This window comes from Actinoplanes sp. GCM10030250 (assembly GCF_042666575.1).
Classification (GTDB): Bacteria; Actinomycetota; Actinomycetes; order Mycobacteriales; family Micromonosporaceae; genus Actinoplanes.
Genome location: NZ_JBHTDO010000019.1, coordinates 130,663 through 144,059 on the forward strand (window position 1 = coordinate 130,663; position 13,397 = coordinate 144,059).

The window sequence follows — 13,397 nt, forward strand, 5'->3', positions numbered from 1 at the left end:
ATGGAGTAGCTCCGGCCGGCGGCCGAGACTGAACCCATGATTGCCAACGGCCTGGCGGCAGTGTTCGGCCCGGACCGCGTGCCGGCCCGCGGGCGCGCCGGCGGCCCGCTGTGGCCGATACCGGCGCTGGCTCTCGCGATGTACGTCTTCGCCGGCCTCGGCGAGGCCGGGACCGGGCCGCTGGTACGTGCCACTCTCGCCGTTGCAGCGGCCGGCCCGGTGGCACTGGTGCACCTCAGCCCGCTGATCGCCTGGCGTCTCGCCGCTCTCGCCACCCTCGTGACCGTCCCGGCCGAGGTCGCTTCCGGCGGGCTCGCCTGGCCGTGGCACCCGGTGCAGCTCCTGGTGCTGCCGGGCACGGTCCTGGCGGTGGCGCTGCGGCACCGTACCGGTGTGGTCGCCTGGGTGGGTGTTCTGACGTGCGCGGCGATGGTGGCTCGGGTTTCGCCGCAGGACGCGGTCACCGTGGTCGCGCTGGTCGCCGTGGTCGCGGTGACCGGCGTGCAGGTCCGCCGGCGGGTGGTGGCACGGCAGTCGGCGGAGCAGACCCGGCGGGCGCTGGAGGAGCAGCGCACGCTTCTCGCGCGGGAGTTGCACGACGTGGTCGGGCATCACATGTCGCTGATCGCGGTACGCGCCGAGTCGGCACCGTACCGGTTGCACAGCCGCCCGCAGGATCAGCCCGCCGAGTTCACCGCGATCGCGGGTGCCTCCCGGGACGCCCTGAACGAGATGCGCTGCCTGGTCGGTGTCCTGGCCGGCGGCCCGGCGCTGCCCGGCATCGAGGGCGTGCGCACGCTGGTCGACCGGGCCGAGGCCGCCGGCCTGAGCGTGGAGGCGTGTCTCGATCCGGCGGCCGGCGACGTAGCCATCTCCGCGGCGTCCGCGCTGACCGTGCACCGCGTCGTGCAGGAGGCACTGTCGAACGCGGCGCGCCATGCCCCGGGCAGCACGGTCCGTCTCAGCGTCACGGTCGCGGGTGGGTCCTTGCTTTTGGGCGTACGGAACACAGCTCCGACCCGGCCGGACCACCCCGACCCGAACCGGGGCCATGCCGCCGGCAACGGTCTGACCGGCATGCACCGGCGGGTGACGGCCCTGGGCGGCACGCTCGACACCGGCCCGACCACCGACGGCGGCTACGAGATCACCGCCGTCGTCCCCTTCGCCGGACCGCGCGTTCCCGGCGCGTTTCCCGCGTGCGGGGGAGCGATCTCCCTCGGCGGAGGGATCGAAACCTCTCGCTGATCGCCGACTGTGGAGGTCGACAGGCCGCGACCTGCGGCCGGATGGGGAGGAACATCGTGCGTAAGACACTCGGGTGGGGCATCGCCGCGGCGGCCGCGATCGTCACGGCGGGGGTGGTGCCCGCGCAAGCGGCGGAGCGTGGGCCGGCGCGGGTGAGTGGCTCGGCGGAGTTCGTGCTGCCGTACGGGCGGGACGGTGACGTGCGCTCGTTCGCCTTCGACGCACGGTCGGTGCCGTACAGCCGGCCGATCCCGATCGAAGGTGGCGAGAACGGTTCGCCCGCGGACGCTGAGGGGACTGTCCGGGTCTCGCACTGGGTGGCCGAGCAGGATCTCACCGTGCGGTTCGAGGCGGCCGTCGACTGCATGATCACCAGCCCCGGGCATGCGACGCTCACCGCGATCGTGACGCGGGCCGACGAGCTCGCGAAGGACTTCGTCGGTAAGAGGGTCGGTTTCAGCGTGCAGGACGGTGGCCGTGCGGGTGACCGGGTCGGCTTCACCTGGAGTGCGAGCGCCGACCAGGACGAGAACGGCCAGTGGGGTGAGGCCCGGGTGGGTACCTGCCTGGCGCCGGCCGCGTTCGCCACAGTGACCCGCGGAAACTACACGGTCCGGCACGCCGAGCTGACGGCGCCGCCCGCCGGTCGCTGACCCCGGCGGGCCAGGCTGCGGGGCGACGGGCCGCCCACGGGGCGGTGAGCGGCGGGGCGGGGAGACCGCCCTGCCGCTCGCACTCAGCCGCTTCGTGCGGGCTGCCGATGAGGCTGGTATCGCTTGCTGAGTTGCGGGGGTCGCGATGCGGTGGTTCAACGATCTGTCGATCCGGCTGAAGATCTACACGGCGGTGGCGATCGCCGGCCTGGCGGCGGCCGCGGTCGGGGTGGTCGGTCTGCAGAAGACGTCGCAGATGGCCGACGCGGCGGAGTACCTGTATCGCGACAACCTGGTGCCGGTCGCGCAGTTGGGCACGGTGCAGAACGAGGTGCAGCGGTCCTGGCGGGCGCTGCTGGACACGCTCGTCAGCCAGCAGGAGGCGGGGATGGCCGCCGACCGCGCGTCGATGGCCGAGGCGGACGCGCGGGTGGATGAGGTGTTCGCCGAGTACGCCTCCACCGACATGACCGGCCGCGAGCAGGCGGTGCAGCGGTTCCGCACCGCCTTGGCGGGGATGCGGGAGGTGCGCGACGAGCGGTTGGTGCCGTTGGCGCAGGCCAGCGATGTGCGCGGGTTCGAGAAGGTACGCGACGACGCCGGCCGCCCGGCACTGACGGCTACGGTTGGCGCGCTGGACGAGCTGGTGACGATCGAGACGGGTGTTGCCGCGGACAAGCGAGCGGAGACGGCCGCGGCGTACCGGTCCGCCCGTACGATGATGATCGTCTTGTTGGTGGTTGGCTTGATCTTGGCGCTCGGCATGGCGTTTCTGGTGGTCCGAGGCATCACCGCAACCCTGTCCCGGGTGGGCCGGGTGACCCACGCGCTGGCAACCGGAGATCTGACGGTACGCGCCGGAGTCGCCGGCCGTGACGAGTTGGGGCGGATGGCCGCCGACCTCGACGCCGGCACCACGGCCGTGGCCGCCAGCGTGAACCGGATGGCCGGCGTCGCCGTGGCGCTGTCGTCAGCGGCGGCCGAGTTGTCGACGGTCAGCACCCAGCTCCAGACCGGCGCCGCGGAGGCGTCCGCCGAAGCCGGATCCGCGTCGCACGCCAGCGAAGAGGTGAACGCCGGGGTGCAGACCATCGCCGCCGGTTCGGAGGAGATGAGCGCGTCGATCACCGAGATCGCCGCCAACGCCGGGCAGGCCGCGCAGGTCGCTCAGCAGGGCATGTCCGTGGCGCAGCAGACCACTGACCGCGTCGCGGAACTCGGTGCGGCCAGCGCGGAGGTCGGCGACGTGGTCCGGTTGATCACCAGCATCGCGGAACAGACGAACCTGCTGGCCCTGAACGCGACGATCGAGGCGGCGCGGGCGGGAGAGCTGGGCAAGGGGTTCGCTGTGGTGGCGGGTGAGGTCAAGGAGCTGGCGCAGCAGACGGCCAAGGCCACCGAGGACATCACCGCTCGTATCGGGGCCATCCAGGCGTCGAGTGGGGCGGCGGCCGAGGCGATCAGCAAGATCAGTGACTACACGACGACGATTGCCTCGGCGGTCGAGGAGCAGACGGCGACGACCGCGGAGATGAGCCGGTCGGTGGCTGACGCTGCGACGAACAGTGGCGACGTCGCTCGTACCGTGTCCGGTGTCGCCCAGATCGCCTCGGCGACCGCCGACAACGCGCGGGCGACGCAGCGGGCCGCTTCCGATCTCACGGCGATGGCCGGCGATTTGACGGAGCTGGTCAACGGGTTCCGCCGCTGATCCCCACGCGCCCCGTGGGTGCTGTCGCCGAGGCCCCACTCAGCGCCAGCTGGGTGTCCCGGCCCGCGAAGTTGCACTGGAAGCCAGCCGGGCAAGGCCAGCTGGGCGTGAGAGGCCTGTTGCGGCCCGCGAAACAACGCTGAGAGCCAGCCGGGGACGGTGAAGGGGGTGCCGGGCGATCGCCCGGCACCCCCGTGTTTCACCCGTCGGCCGGATTACGGCCGGGGTGCTCCGGAGCGGACGAAGACCGGCATCGTGTCGAGGGTCGTGGTGACGGAGGCGGTGGTGCCGCCCGCGTACCGCTTGCCGGTGAAGTAGTCCGTCCAGGTGCTGCCCGGCGGGAACCACACCGATGTCGACGCGGTCGTGCCCGGCGTGGTCACCGGGGCGACGAGCAGGTCACGGCCGTACATGTACTGGCTGCCCGCCGTCGCGTAGGCGTCCTGCTCGCCCGGGTAGGCGAGGTACATCGCCCGGACGATCGGGGTGCCGGTGCGGGTGGCTTCGGCCGCCGCGGCGTACGTGTAGGGCTGCAGTTTCCTCCGCAGGTTGAGGAACTTCTTGGCGGAGGCGTTTGCGGCCTCGCCGTACTGCCAGGGCAGGCGGTCGCTGTGGTTGGAGTGCAGCCGGTCGATCGGCTGGAACGTGCCCATCTGCACCCACCGCGCGTACAGGTCGTCCGGCAGTTTCGTGCTGCCGGGCTCGCTGCCCGGTTCCTGGAGCCCGCCGGTGTGCCCGCCGATGTCGTGGCTGATCGCCGCGAGCCCGGTGGCCGACGACTCGCCGGGCGTGTAGCCGACCTCGAACCGCAGGGTCTCCCAGTTGGAGATGGTGTCGCCGGTGAAGTGCAGCGTGGTCCGCTTGTCGGCCCACGGCCCGGCCGGCACCGGGCCCGGGTTGCCGTAGCCGCCGGCCTGCAGCGAACCGTACGCCCGGGAGAAGGCGAACCCGGTCTCGTCGGCGTACTTCTGGTTGATCCAGGCGTCCGGTGTGACACCGGCCTGGGTGGAGCGGGAGGCGTCGCAGCACCAGTCCAGCCACCAGAAGTCGAGCTTCTTCGCACCGATCTGGTCGTGCAGCCAGAAGTACGCCTTCAGCTGGTCGGGGTCACCGAAGTCGAAAACGTAGCAGTCGGGTCCGCCGTTGCAGCCGGTCCGCTGCAGCTTGCCCTTGGCGATCTCCTGCGCCCGCGCGAACTTCGGGTCGGAGCCGAGGATGCTCGGGTGGACGTTCAGTCCGGTGCGAACACCCTGTGAGCGCAGCTTCGCGGCGAACGCGTTCCAGTCGGGGAACCGGGTCGCGTCGACGCCCCAGCCGTTCCACTTGTCCGGCGCCTTGAAGTCGGTGTCGACGACGAGCACGTCGAGCGGCACACCCTCGCTCTTGAAGCGCGACACGATGTCCTGGAACTCGGCGGCCGTGCGGTCGTAGTACTCCGAGTACCAGACGCCGTAGGCCCATCGGGGCAGCAGCTTCGTCGGCCCGGTCAGGGTGGACAGTTCGCGCAGGCCGCGGCGGTAGTCCTGGCCGTAGGCGAAGACATATCCGTCCTGGCCGGCGGCCGGGCGCGGCGTCACAGCGCCGGTGGACTGGCGGTAGAGCGCCGACGCGGAGTCGTCGAGCAGCGACCAGCCGTCCTGGTAGAGCAGCCCGCCGTAGGTGCGCGCGCCGCCGTTGACGTTGTCCAGGCCACGCCGGTAGCCGCCGAGGGGCGCGTGCGGCGCGAGCACCGGCGCGTCCTTCGCGGTGACCGCGACGGTGTCCAGGTTGACGTTGCAACTCTGGTCGGTGGGGCAGCCGAGCGCCACCGTGTTCGTTCCGGCCCTCAAAGAGATCAAGACTGATTGTGTACGCCAGTAGTCCCACCCGCTCGTGGACGGCAGCGTCGCCGTCACCGGCGTGGCGTCGTTGGCGGTCACGGTCATCGTCCGTGTCTGCACCGGCTGGCTGCCGGCCTGACCGTTCGCGTACCGCAGTTGCACGCGGTAGTCACCCGCGGCCGGTACGCCGGTCACGGTGAGGGCGACTCCCGCACCGGTGCGTTCCAGGCCGGCCACGAAGCCGTCGCCGGAGTATCCGTTGTGGTCGTCGGCGAGCCGTGCCCCGCCCGCCTGCGCACCGGTGTCCGCCTCGCACACCGCGCCGAACGCGCAGGGCTGAGGGCTGGGCGGCGTGGGCGCGGGGTAGGCGGCGCCCGGCGCGAGGACCGCCAGGCTGTCGACGTTCGCGTTGCCGGAGTCGGTCGCCGTGCGCACGAGGCTGATCTCGTGCCGGCCGGCGGTCAGGTTGAGCGGGACCGAGGCGAGGCCCCAGGTGTCCCAGTTGGCGGTCGGCGGCAGGGTGAGCGTACCGGCGGCGACACCGTCGACCGTGACGGTGAGTGTGCGGGCCACGTTCTGGCCGTCCCCGCCGGTGCTGTTGGCGTAGCGGACGGTGAGCTGCTGGGCGCCGGCGGCCGCGGGAGTGACGGCGAAGGCGAGCGAGGTGCCGGTGCCTTCGAAACCGGCCGCGAACCCCTGGCCGGTGAAGTCGCGGTGGTCGGTGGCCACGCTCACGCCGTTGAGGGCGAGCGCCTCGGCCTCGCACAGGGCGCCGGGTGCGCAGTCGGGTGCGCCCAGGCCGGCCCAGGGGGCGGCGGTCACCGTCTGACGGCCCGCTTTCAGGCGTACGGTGAGATTGTCCGCAGTGAACGGACCGGAACCAACCCGGTAGCGCAGGGTGGCCGCGCCGGTCTCGATCGTCAGCCAGCCCTGCGAGATCCGCCTGGCGAACCGGGTCGGCGCGAAATCGTCGCGGCCGATCACGTTGAAGGTGTCCTTGTCGGTGAACCGGCCGCCGGGGGAGTACTCGGTCCGGATCAGCGTCGGCGACAGCACCTGGAACCGGGCGTTGCCCGAGACGACGGTTTGCAGCTTGGTGGTGGTGGCCCGGGCGGGCGAGGACGGTGTCAGTACCAGACCGCCCGCCACCAGGACCAGAGAGGCCGCGGCGGCGACCCTCCGTCGAACAAGATCGCGCACAGGAGCTTCCCATCGATAGCGAGGAAACCTATCGATGACAACGCTGTCATTCGCCGGCAACAGAAGTCAATGGATCAAGAACGCGGGTACGTCACGTCACGGTCATGCCGACCAACTGTCCGATGCCGAACGTGACGGCCATCGCGACGGTGCCGCCGCACACCAGCCTGGCGATCGCGCGCCCGGCCGGGGCCGAGCCGAGCCTGGCGCTGAGGGCGCCGGTCACCGCAAGGGCGAGGAGGACCACCACGAAGGTGACGGCCACCCGCAGGCCGGGTGGCGGCAGCAGGATCGCGATCAGCGGGAGCAGCGATCCGGCGGTGAAAGCGACAGCGGAGGCGCCCGCGGCGTGCCACGGATTCGCCAATGCGTCCGGGTCGATGCGCAGCTCGATGTCCGCGTGGGCGGCGAAGGCGTCACCGGCGGTCAGCTCCTCCGCCACCCGGCGTGCCGTGGCCGGGGTCAGGCCCTTCGCCGCGTACAGCTCGGTCAGCTCGTCGAGCTCCTGATCGGGGAACTCGGCGAGCTCGGTGCGCTCCTTGGCGAGCAGGGCCCGTTCGGTGTCGCGCTGGCTGCTCACCGAGACGTACTCACCCAGCGCCATCGAGACGGCGCCGGCCACCAGACCGGCCACCCCCGCCGTGGCGATCGGGGCGCTGTCCAGGGTCGCGCCCGCGACGCCGACGACAAGACCCGCTGTCGAGACGATGCCGTCGTTGGCGCCGAGAACCCCGGCCCGGAGCCAGTTCAGCCGGGTGGCGAGGCTGTCGTCGGTGTGCGGTTCGCCGAGATGCATGACGACATCGTGCTCCGGCCGGCCAGGGGCTTCCGCATCAGGGGACCGTGACGCGGACGGCCGGGAAGGAGGTGCCGGTGAGCTTCTCGGAGACCTCCCAGATGCGCCGGGCGTCGTCGCCGCTGCGGAGCCGGGAGTAGACGGCCTGCTCGGCGGGTGCGCCGGACAGGTTGCCGAAACCCTTCGGGCCGTAGAAACGGCCACCGTGTGCGTCCGGGGAGGTGGCGGCGAGCAGGGCCGGCAGCGCTGCCGAATCGATGGTGCCGGTGAGGATGCCGATCCGGGAAAGAGCGCGGACCAGGCGTACGCCTGCCGTGTCCTTGGTCCTGCCCAGCTCGGGGCGTGCAGCCAGCAGGTTCGTGGGCGCGACGCCCGGATGGGAGATGTTGCTGGTGATGCCCCAGTTGCCGGCCCGGCTACGACGGTCCAGCTCGAGCCCGAACAGCCCGAACGCGATCTTGGACTGGCTGTACGCGCGGCGCCCCGAGTACGACCGTTCCCAGTTCAGGTCGTCCCAGTTGACGGCGTTCTCGTTCGCGGCGACGCTGAGCTGCGAGGTCACCCGGGCCCGTCCGGCGCGCAGCAGCGGCAGCAGGTGCGCGACCAGGGCGAAGTGACCGAGGTGGTTGCTGCCGAACTGCAGCTCGAACCCGTCAGCGGTGGTCTGCCGCTCCGGCGGGGTCATCACGCCGGCGTTGCCGACCAGAATGTGGATCGGCCGGTTCTCGCCGCGCAGCGTCTCACCGAGCGCGGCGACCGAGGTCAGCGACGACAGGTCCAGGTCCCGCAGGGACAGCGCGGCCCCCGGGTGCCGCTCTTTGATCTTCGCGATCGCGGCCTCACCCTTGCGGCGGTTGCGGACCGGCATGACGACCTCGGCTCCGGCGGCGGCGAGGCGGGCCGCCAGGGGCAGCCCGACGCCGTCGCTGGCACCGGTGACGACGGCGAGCTTGCCGGCGAGGCGGGGAACGGTGATGTCCGGGGCGGTGCGTGCCATGGTTGCTCCTGAGATTCTCGGATCGACAACTGCTGCATCCGAGGTTGCGCCTGTTCCGCGGGGCTATCCACGGCCTTGCGATCCCAGGCTCGCCGCGCCCGGGAACCGTGGTCGCTGAGTTGTGTACGGATGGTGCAAGTCATAGCGCTACGTATATAACGACATGGACACACAGCAACGCCGCTGGTACTAGTTAGGCGTGCTGAGGGCCATCGAATGGATTGTGCTGGGACTCGGTAGCGCGGCCGCCATCGTCTACGGCGTCCGTCGTCACCGACCCGCCCGGATCGGACCTTGGCTGCTGCTCGCCGGTGCCATCGTGGCGAGCGCCGCCGGCGACGTGCTGACCGCGCTGAACCGGCCCCGCGTGGCCGACGTCTGCTTCTACGCCATGTTCGTGCTGGTCGCCTGCAGTCTGCTGCAGCTGACCCGCGCCGGTGCGGTTCTCGTCGACCGGGCACGGCTCATCGACCTCCTCGCGTTCGCATGCTCGGCGCTGCTGGTGGTCTGGGTGTTCGTCATCGGCGACGAGGACCCGATCGGGGACGTCTCCGGGGCGTACGTCATCGGAGCCCTGCTGCTCCTCGCTGTCGTCGCCCGCCTGCTGGTCGCCGTTGGCCGGAACATCTCGGCCGTGCTGCTGGTCATCGGCGCGGTGGGTGTCCTGGTCAGTGACATCGTGCAGCCGCTGTGGCCGGGCCGGCTGAGCGAGTCCGGGTTCGTGGTGCTCTACCTGGCCTGGGGCGCCGCCGCTCTGCACCCGTCGATGGTCAGGCTCACCGAGCCCGCGGAGCCGCGTCAGAGCCCGTGGCTCGCGCGCTGGGCGACGCTGCTGGGCATCTCCGTCGCCACCCCGCCGGTCGTTCTGCTGATCGAGGCGGTCCACGGCACGGTCGGCGACGGCGTGGTGATCGCCGTGGCCAGTGCGATCACCATCCTCCTGACCATCACGCGGCTGACCGACGCGGTGAGCCTGAACGGCCAGGCCTTGACGCGTGAGCGCGGCCTGCGGCAGGCGAGCGCCGCGCTGGTCGCCGCCGCCGACACCAAGGCCGTGGACGAGGCCGTCCGGGCCGCGATCGCCCAGCTCATGCCACCGGACGCTGTCCGCAGCATCGTCTTCGCCGTCGACGACCGCCAGCTCACGCTCGAAGCGGTGCCCGGCCCGGAGGCCGGCCCACCGACCCGCAGCTGGTGGATCGAGGACGTGGACAGCAACTACGCCACACTGGTCTGTCCGCTCTGGCTGGAACCGCTCGCCGTCGCCCGGCCCAGCGGCGGAGCCCTGATCCTGGTGGGCCGCCGGGACACCCTCACCGCCGCTCGCGACACCCTCGGTGTGCTCGCCGGTCAGGCGGCGCTCGCACTGGATCGCATCTCCCTGGTGGAGGCGGTCGGCCGCCGCGACAGCGATCTCTATCTGCGCGCGGTGATCCGGAACAGCGCGGACATCATGGTGGTGATCGACGACGACCAGCGCATCCGATACGCCAGTCCTTCGCTGCGCGAGCTGCTCGGTGCCGACGACCTTCCGCCGCTGGCCACCCTCGACGATCTGGTGCATCCCGACGACCGCGACCAGCTGCGCCAGGCCCTCCGCAGCTCCGGCGACGGTGTGGTGTTCTGCTCGCTGTTACGGGCCGACGGGAGCCGGGCGATGGTCGAAGCCACGTACCGCGACCTGCGCGAGGACCGCTTGGTCCAGGGTTTTGTGGTGACCATGCGGGATTTCACCCAGGGCCATGAATCGGACGAGCAGCTGCCCCAACGCGACAATTTGGACGAATTGCCAGCGTGGGTGAACCGGCGCAGCGCTCGGCACAAGTTCCGCTACTAGGTCTGAGCCGCGTTCCTCTTCGGTGGGGCACGTTACCTCTGCCGTTATATCTTCGCAGCCGATATATTTCCGGGGTGGAGACACCGATACGCGAGCCCACGTTCCTGATCCTGACGGCGCTGGCCGCGGAGCCGTTGCACGGCTATGGGCTGATCACCGAGGTGGACCGGCTTTCCGGTGGCCGCGTGTCGCTGCGGCCCGGCACGCTCTACGGCGCCCTCGACCGGCTGCTTGACGCTGGTCTGGTCACCGTCGAGCGGGAGGAGGTGGTGGACAGCCGGTTGCGCCGCTACTACCGGCTCACCGAGCACGGCGGTGACCTGCTCGCCGACGAGACCGAACGGATGCGCCGCAACGTCGAGGCCGCGACCGCGCGGTTGAAGGCCCATGCCCGCCGGGGCACGCCCCGCCTCAGTGGAGGGATCGCATGAGCGACCTGGAACGCCGCTATCTGCGACTGGTGCGGATGTTCTATCCGGCCGGCTACCGGGAGGAGCGCGGCACCGAGATCGTGGGTACGTACCTCGCCCTGTCCTCGCCGGACCAGCGGTGGCCTTCGGCAGCCGACGCGGCCGACTTGGCCGGAGGCGGGGTGCGCCAGCGCCTACGTGCTGTCGGCGCCACCGGACTCGGCTCGGGCCTGCAACTGGCCGCGATTCTGGCACTGTCGGCCGCCACGGCTCTGGCCGGCGGCTGGACCGTGCTGGAGCTCAATCCGTGGACGGCGGCGTGGTTCGGTTTCGAGCAGCACGGCACGTCCGCCTCGCTCGGTCTCGGTGTATGGGCGGCCTGGCTGCTCGCGGCGGTGGTGCACGTGGTGGCACCCGGCCGGTGGACGCGCCTGGCGATCGGTTTCGCCCTGGTCCTCGCCGTCGCCGTCGTACCGCTTTCCGCCGTCGTCCTCCCGTACCGGCCTCCGCTGTTCGTACTACCTGCCCAGGCCTGCCTCGGACTCGTGGCGCTCGGCGTTCCCGGCCGGCTGCCCCTGTGGCTACGACTGCTGCCCCTCGCGGGCGCCGCCGTGGCCCTGCCCGTAACGGCGAGCCTGACCCGTGGCGGCGGCGGCCTCATGTACTACGGCTGGCCCGCCGGGCAACTCCTGCCCGCTGCCGGATCGGCGCTTCTGCTGGTGGCACTGTTCGTCGCCGTGGGGCTGGCTGCGCGCAACGACCTTCGTGGTGCCTGGGCGCTGGTGGTGCTGCTCGTCCCGATCGGCATGATGTGGCTTCATCCGCTGGCCGAGGAACTCGCCGTCGGACTGTACGGCGGCGGGCCGAACGCGGACCGTACGACACTGACCGCGGCGGTGATCATCGTGGCGGTTGCCGGGGCGATCGTCGGGTCGGCTGCTCTGATGGTTCAACGGCGGGTCGCATTCACCCACGCCGGCGAGCGCAGCGACAGCGCGAAGCGATAGCAGGAAGCGATAGCAGCCCGGCCGGCGCCAAGCCCTGTCGACGTCGACGCGCGGCGCCTGGACCCGCCAGGACGCCGCGGCGGCATCGCACTGGCCGCCGTAATGGTTCGAGGGAGACGCAGTGAGGGGTTCGAAGGCAGTCGCTCAGTTCGGGGGTGCCGGACTGGCCAGGCCGGTGCGGTAGGCGACGACGACAGCCTGGACACGGTCGCGCAGGCCGAGCTTGGCCAGGATCCGGGCGACGTGTGACTTGACGGTCGCCTCGGACAGGTGCAGGCGCGCGGCGAGTTCGGCGTTGCTGAGGCCTTCGGCGAGCAGGCGCAGCACCTCGAGCTCCCGGGCGGTCAGCGTGCCCAGGTCGCGGTGGAGTGCGGGGGTGTCCGCGTCGCGGCGGGCGAACCGTTCGACGAGGCGGCGGGTGATCGCCGGGGCGAGCAGTGCGTCGCCGGAGCGGATCAGGAGCACTGCCGCGACCAGCTGTTCCGGGCTGACGTCCTTGAGCAGGAAGCCGCTGGCGCCGGCCGACAGGGCCGCGTACACGTAGTGGTCCAGGTCGAACGTGGTGAGCATGATGACGCGCGGCTCACCGGGCGCCCCGGTCAGGATGCGCCGGGTGGCTTCGAGGCCGTCCAGCTCCGGCATCCGGATGTCCATGAGCACCACGTCGGGGCTGGTGCGCCGGACCGCCTCGACGGCGGCGACACCGTCGGCGGCCTCGGCGACCACGTTGATGCCCTCGCCGGTGAGGATCATCCGGAAACCGGCCCGGACCAGGGCCTGATCGTCGGCGATGACCACGCGCAGCGGCTCGGTCACGGTGCCTCCAGGGGGATGTCGGCGCGGACACGGTACCCGCCCTGGGGCTGTGGCCCGGCGTGCAGGGCTCCACCGTAGACGGCGAGGCGCTCCCGCAAGCCGATCAGGCCCCGCCCGTCGCCGGTGGCGGCCGGTCCGTGTGCCGTACCGCCGGCGCCGGTGCCACCCGTGTCGCTGATCTCCAGTCGCAGACGGTCGCCGCCGAAGTCGACGACGACCGTCGCCCGGGCACCGCCCGCGTGTTTCACGGTGTTCGTCAGCGCCTCCTGCACCACCCGGTAGGCGGCCAGCTCGACACCGGCCGGCAGCGGGCGGACCCGCCCGGAAACGGTCAGGTCGACCGGCACCCCGCCGGCACGGACGCCCGCGATCAGCGCGTCCAACCGGTCCAGGCCCGGCTGCGGCACCAGCTGGTCCGGGCCGTTCAGGTCGTCGGCGTTCATCGTCAGCAACCCCATGACGTGCCGCAGCTCGGACATCGCGGCCCGCCCACCGGCTTCGACGGCGAGCAGCGCCTCCCGCGCCTGGTCGGGACCGGTGGCCAGGACCTTGCGGGCGGCACCTGCCTGGATGACCATCATGCTCACGTTGTACATGACACCGGCCGAGTCCGAGCTGCTGCTGAAGGACGGTGACATCACCACCGTCCCCTACGACACTCTCAGCCGGACCACCACCAACGCGTTCACCGGCACCCGTCCGGCCGGGCGCCGGCACTCGCTGCCGCTGATCCTGCTCTCACCCGGCTTCACCAAGCCCCGCAGCGTCCTCACCGCACTGGCCGAGGACCTCGCCGCCCACGGCTACGTGGTAGCGGGCATCGAGCACACCTACGAGAGTGTCGGCACCTCGTTCCCGGACGGCCGGGTCACCACCTGCGCCGCGTGTGAGGTGACCGACCG

General features: G+C 71.5%; 11 protein-coding genes and 1 pseudogene. 7 read left to right on the forward strand and 5 right to left on the reverse strand.

Annotation, left to right across the window (positions count from 1 at the left end; genetic code table 11):
* The first annotated feature begins 36 nt into the window (after positions 1-36).
* From ACFQV6_RS24020 to ACFQV6_RS24030, 3 genes are all read left to right on the forward strand, one after another.
* Positions 37-1,248, forward strand: a complete 1,212-nt coding sequence (locus tag ACFQV6_RS24020; RefSeq protein WP_378029817.1) for a sensor histidine kinase — start codon at positions 37-39, stop codon at positions 1,246-1,248.
* Positions 1,249-1,304: 56 nt separating this feature from the next.
* Complete coding sequence (locus ACFQV6_RS24025) at positions 1,305-1,901, forward strand: hypothetical protein (RefSeq protein ID WP_378029818.1); 597 nt, start codon at positions 1,305-1,307, stop codon at positions 1,899-1,901.
* 145 nt (positions 1,902-2,046) lie between these two features.
* The gene (locus ACFQV6_RS24030) at positions 2,047-3,612 is read left to right on the forward strand and encodes a methyl-accepting chemotaxis protein (protein WP_378029819.1); all 1,566 of its coding nucleotides are present in this window, start codon (positions 2,047-2,049) and stop codon (positions 3,610-3,612) included.
* A gap of 215 nt (positions 3,613-3,827) precedes the next feature.
* Here the strand turns inward: ACFQV6_RS24030 and ACFQV6_RS24035 are convergent, their stop codons facing one another.
* The 3 genes from ACFQV6_RS24035 to ACFQV6_RS24045 form a co-directional block, all read right to left on the reverse strand.
* The gene (locus tag ACFQV6_RS24035; protein WP_378029820.1) at positions 3,828-6,632 is read right to left on the reverse strand and encodes a TIM-barrel domain-containing protein; all 2,805 of its coding nucleotides are present in this window, start codon (positions 6,630-6,632) and stop codon (positions 3,828-3,830) included.
* A 91-nt stretch (positions 6,633-6,723) separates the two neighbouring features.
* A complete protein-coding gene (locus ACFQV6_RS24040; protein WP_378029821.1) occupies positions 6,724-7,428 on the reverse strand; it encodes a VIT family protein in 705 nt (234 codons plus the stop codon).
* 37 nt (positions 7,429-7,465) lie between these two features.
* Positions 7,466-8,425 carry an SDR family oxidoreductase gene (locus ACFQV6_RS24045; RefSeq protein ID WP_378029822.1) on the reverse strand — a complete coding sequence of 320 codons (960 nt, stop codon included), beginning with the start codon at positions 8,423-8,425 and terminating at the stop codon, positions 7,466-7,468.
* 199 nt (positions 8,426-8,624) lie between these two features.
* Here ACFQV6_RS24045 and ACFQV6_RS24050 point away from each other — a divergent pair, with 199 nt between their 5' ends.
* From ACFQV6_RS24050 to ACFQV6_RS24060, 3 genes are all read left to right on the forward strand, one after another.
* Positions 8,625-10,262 carry a PAS domain S-box protein gene (locus tag ACFQV6_RS24050; protein ID WP_378029823.1) on the forward strand — a complete coding sequence of 546 codons (1,638 nt, stop codon included), beginning with the start codon at positions 8,625-8,627 and terminating at the stop codon, positions 10,260-10,262.
* A gap of 74 nt (positions 10,263-10,336) precedes the next feature.
* Positions 10,337-10,693: a PadR family transcriptional regulator gene (locus ACFQV6_RS24055; protein WP_378029824.1), complete on the forward strand. Its 357-nt coding sequence runs from the start codon at positions 10,337-10,339 to the stop codon at positions 10,691-10,693.
* Entirely contained in the window at positions 10,690-11,679 is a 990-nt protein-coding gene (locus ACFQV6_RS24060) for a hypothetical protein (protein WP_378029825.1), read from the forward strand. Before ACFQV6_RS24055 ends, ACFQV6_RS24060 begins: the two co-directional genes overlap by 4 nt.
* 144 nt (positions 11,680-11,823) lie before the next feature.
* Here the strand turns inward: ACFQV6_RS24060 and ACFQV6_RS24065 are convergent, their stop codons facing one another.
* Both ACFQV6_RS24065 and ACFQV6_RS24070 read right to left on the reverse strand, forming a co-directional pair.
* Positions 11,824-12,495, reverse strand: a complete 672-nt coding sequence (locus tag ACFQV6_RS24065) for a response regulator (RefSeq protein ID WP_378029826.1) — start codon at positions 12,493-12,495, stop codon at positions 11,824-11,826.
* Complete coding sequence (locus tag ACFQV6_RS24070) at positions 12,492-13,076, reverse strand: sensor histidine kinase (protein WP_378029859.1); 585 nt, start codon at positions 13,074-13,076, stop codon at positions 12,492-12,494. The genes ACFQV6_RS24065 and ACFQV6_RS24070 overlap by 4 nt, the downstream gene beginning before the upstream one ends.
* 13 nt (positions 13,077-13,089) lie before the next feature.
* Between ACFQV6_RS24070 and ACFQV6_RS24075 the strand changes: the two are divergent.
* A pseudogene (locus ACFQV6_RS24075) lies at positions 13,090-13,335 on the forward strand (hypothetical protein); the annotation flags it as partial.
* Positions 13,336-13,397: the final 62 nt, after the last annotated feature.